This window comes from Streptomyces sp. NPDC004561 (assembly GCF_053602155.1).
Map to the genome: position 1 here is coordinate 1 of NZ_JBSGDB010000739.1, position 2920 is coordinate 2920.

General features: G+C 73.5%; 2 protein-coding genes. One reads left to right on the forward strand and one right to left on the reverse strand.

Annotated features, from left to right (window positions below; genetic code table 11):
• Positions 1-81: 81 nt before the first annotated feature.
• Positions 82-1818, reverse strand: a complete 1737-nt coding sequence (locus tag ACWEN3_RS44490) for a lytic transglycosylase domain-containing protein (RefSeq protein ID WP_452983849.1) — start codon at positions 1816-1818, stop codon at positions 82-84.
• Positions 1819-2137: 319 nt separating this feature from the next.
• On the opposite strand from ACWEN3_RS44490, the gene ACWEN3_RS44495 reads away from it, so the two are divergent.
• On the forward strand, positions 2138-2920 hold a 783-nt coding region (locus ACWEN3_RS44495; RefSeq protein ID WP_452983852.1), incomplete at its 3' end, for a DUF4184 family protein.

Here is a 2920-nt window from a genome sequence, read left to right on the forward strand (position 1 = left end):
GTTGTGAACCGCGGTGCCCGCACGACCGCGGGCGCCCCCCCCGCGGGCGCGGGGAGGGCGCCCTGCCGGAAGTGGGCGGTGTCAGGAGGCGGAGGGGGACGGGCTCGGGGACGGGCTCGCCGAGGTGTCGGCCGCGGCGACCTTCAGTTCGACGGTGAGGGTCCCGCCGCCGGGGGTGGTGACGCGCAGCAGGAAGGTGCCCGTGGTGTCGTCCGCGTACAGCTTCGGCAGCGTGAGCAGGCCCTTGTCGTCCGTCACCAGGCCGGTGAGGGTGCGTACGGGCTTGCCGTCGGCGCCCTTGAAGTACGGGCCCTTGTCGTTCTCCGTGGCGTCGTCCGCGGACTTGATCAGGGTGGCGGTGGCCGCGACCTTGTCCGCGACGGCGCCCTTGTACGTCGCCTTCACCTGGACCTGGTCGGCGAACTCCCCGCCCGGGGTGCAGGTGAGCGGGGTGTCACTGGTGCGGGCCAGGGTGTCGGCGGCGCGCTCGGTGACGGTGGCCGTGTAGTCGACGCCCTTGGCCTGGCGGCCCACGACGGCGGCGGTGACCTTGAAGTCGCCGGTCTTCTCGCCCGCCTGGAGCGCGGGGGCGCTCGCCACGCCCTTGGCGTCGGTGGCGACCGTGGCCACGGTCTCGCCGCCGGCGAAGGTGGCGTCGGTGTCCCCGGTGATGGTGAACCGGACGCGGACCTTGGCGACGGACCGGCCGACCTTGGTCTCGGCGCGGGTGCTGATGCGTTCGGTGAAGGCGTCGCCGGCCATCGCGGTGAGCTTCGCGGTGCCCGCGTCCTTCAGGTGGTCCACCGTGTCGGTGAGGGTCGGCGGGGCCGTCGGCGGGACGGGCGGCTTCGGCGGCTTCGGGCTGGGGCTCTCGTGTCCGCCGCCGGGCTGCCCCCCGCCGGGCTCGGAGGGCGTCGGGGCCGGCTTGGTCCTCGGCGGGTCCGAGGGCTTCGGGGACGACTTGTGCGGGGTGCTGTCGTCGCTGCGGTGGCTCGGCAGGCCGCCGGTGCCGTCGGGCACGGAGTGGGTGCCCTTGCGGTAGTACTCCATCCACGACAGGACGGTGGCGAGGTAGGACTGCGAGTCGTTGTAGCTGAGGATCGCGCTGTGAAGGTCCGCCTCGCGGGACAGGTCCCAGGCGTCGCGGCACAGGTAGTGACCGGCGGCGAGGGCGGCGTCGTAGACGTTGTTGGGGTCCTTCTTGCCGTCGCCGTTGCCGTCGCGGCCGGCCCAGGCCCAGGTGGACGGGATGAACTGCATGGGACCGACGGCCTGGTCGTACTGGCTGTTGCCGTCGTACTCGCCGTGGTCGGTGTCCTTGATGAGCGCGAAGCCGTTGCCGTCGAGCACCGGGCCGAGGATCGGGCTCAGCGTGGTGCCGCTCGCGTCGACCCGGCCGCCGTCGGCCTGGCCCGACTCCACCTTGCCGATGGCGGCGAGGAGTTGCCAGGGCAGGTTGCAGCCGGGCTTGGAGGAGCGCAGTTCCGCCTCGGCCTTCTTGTAGGCGTCGAGGACCGTCGCCGGTATGCCGGCCTCGGCGTCTCCCTGGACGACAGGGGTGTTGGCGGTCGGCGAGGGGCTGGGGTTGGGGTTGGGGCTGTTCAGCGGCGGCAGGTCCGTGTAGTACGGCGAGTTGCCCGTGGCGTCGGCGCCGGCGCTGTCCGGGACGGGGCTGGAGGAGCCGGCCGTCGCCTGTCTGCCGTGGTCCTCGCTCGTCATCCCCGGAGCCTGGGACGCGGAGAGCGCCGCGACCGCTGCCGCGGCCACGGCGGTGGTCGCCGCCCCCTTGCGGAGCCGCCTGCCGAAATGCGCCGCCATAGAGTGAACCCCTCCCGTGGGCGTCGGTGCGCCCGTTTCCGTCTGCGTGTCTCGCCCTGGTGTGACGGTCGACCCGGTGCTCCGGTTGCCTCTGTGTCGCCTTTCCGCGCGTGCGATGTGTGTGCGACCGTGCGCCCGGCACGGCAACCCAGGTGACCCTACGACAACTTGCTTTGCGCGGGGACCCGTTCACGCCCGATTTTCACCGGTTGGCCAACTGTCGTTGTCGTCGGTGCACCCGTACGGCGGTCCCGCATACTGGATCGGAAGTGATCACCGGTTCCGGTGCCACGGCCGACGACCGCTGCGGAGGGACCCGTTGCCGTTCACGCTCAGCCATGCGGCCGCCGTGCTGCCGGCGGTCCGCCGGGACGGGACCGGGCGGGGCCGACTGGTGCCGGCGGTGCTCGTCGCGGGTTCCTTCGCGCCCGACATGCCCTACTACGCGGCCGGTGTGCTGCCGGGCGGAATGGAGTTCGGGACCGTCACGCACTCGTTCTCCGGTGTCGTCACCGTCGACGCGCTCATCTCATGGGCGCTGGTGGGGTTGTGGCTGCTCGCCCGGGAACCGCTGCTGGCGCTGCTGCCCAGGGCCTGGCAGGGCCAGCCGGCCGCGCTGCTGTGCCACGGCGGGCCACGCGCGCGCGTGCGCGCCGTTTCCGCGCTGTGGTGGTACGTCTCCGCGGTGCTCGGCGCTCTGACCCATGTGGTGTGGGACGCGTTCACCCATTACGGGCGGTGGGGGACGCGGCTGATTCCGGCCATCGGGCGGGAGCGCCCGGCGGGCATGCCGCTGTTCTCGTGGCTCCAGTACGGCTGCTCCGCGGCGGGCGCGGTCGTGGTCGTGGTGTGGGCGGTGCGTGCCCTGCGGCGGGCGCCCGGCGGCGCACCGGTGGGGGTGCCCCTGCTGTCCGTGCGGGACCGGTGGTGGGCCGGTGCGGTGATCGGCGGCTGCGCGCTGACCGGGGCGGTGCAGCGGGCGGCGGGGTCACTGGTGCTGGGCCCGGCTCTGGTGCCCACCCTGTGCTTCGGGGCGGGCGCGGGAATGCTCGTCGGGCTGGTGGTGTACGCCGCCGGGGTCAGGGTGTGGCGCCCGGCTCCG

Excerpts from the sequence above, each read along its gene's own strand:
- ACWEN3_RS44490 (WP_452983849.1), bottom strand. The coding sequence starts at position 1,818 with ATGGCGGCGCATTTCGGCAGGCGGCTCCGCAAGGGGGCGGCGACCACC.